Genomic DNA, 469 nt, shown 5'->3' with positions numbered 1-469 from the left:
TGAGCACGTCCAGCAGACCACTGTGCGCTACTGATACGCCCGACCGGACCGCCGTCCGCTCACGATATGTCCGGCGGGGTGTCCGCCGCGTGACGCGAAGGCGACTTTATATACGCCCGGAGACCGACTGGAAGCATATGGAACTCCGGCGCCTCCTTCGCGGGCGTATCGAGTGGTCTCGACTGGAGGCCGTCGCCCGCGAAATCCGCGATCGCTACGATCGTGAGGAGGTCCACGTGCGGTTTCTCGACGCCGACAACTGGCTCTCGACGCCGATGGTCGTCGACGACCAGTGGTTCGTAAAGGTCATCTCGCGGCAGAACTCGATCGTCCATGCGCTCTTTACCACCGGGCGAAATCTGGGTGCCTTCTCGTCGGGTACCGAGGGGTTCTTCGAGCACTTCGCGACGCCGGTCGAGATGGCACAACACGAACTCGAAGCGACGCGGCGGATGCGTGACATCGGCCT

1 pseudogene is annotated in these 469 nt (G+C 63.3%); it reads left to right on the top strand.

The features are described from left to right. Nucleotides 1–137: 137 nt before the first annotated feature. Nucleotides 138–469, top strand: a pseudogene (locus DEQ92_RS22400) (protein kinase family protein); the annotation flags it as partial.

Source organism: Haloferax sp. Atlit-6N (genome assembly GCF_003383195.1).
GTDB lineage: Archaea > Halobacteriota > Halobacteria > Halobacteriales > Haloferacaceae > Haloferax > Haloferax gibbonsii.
The sequence above is the reverse complement of the archived record's forward strand: the minus strand, read 5'-3'. Positions and strand labels throughout refer to the sequence as shown.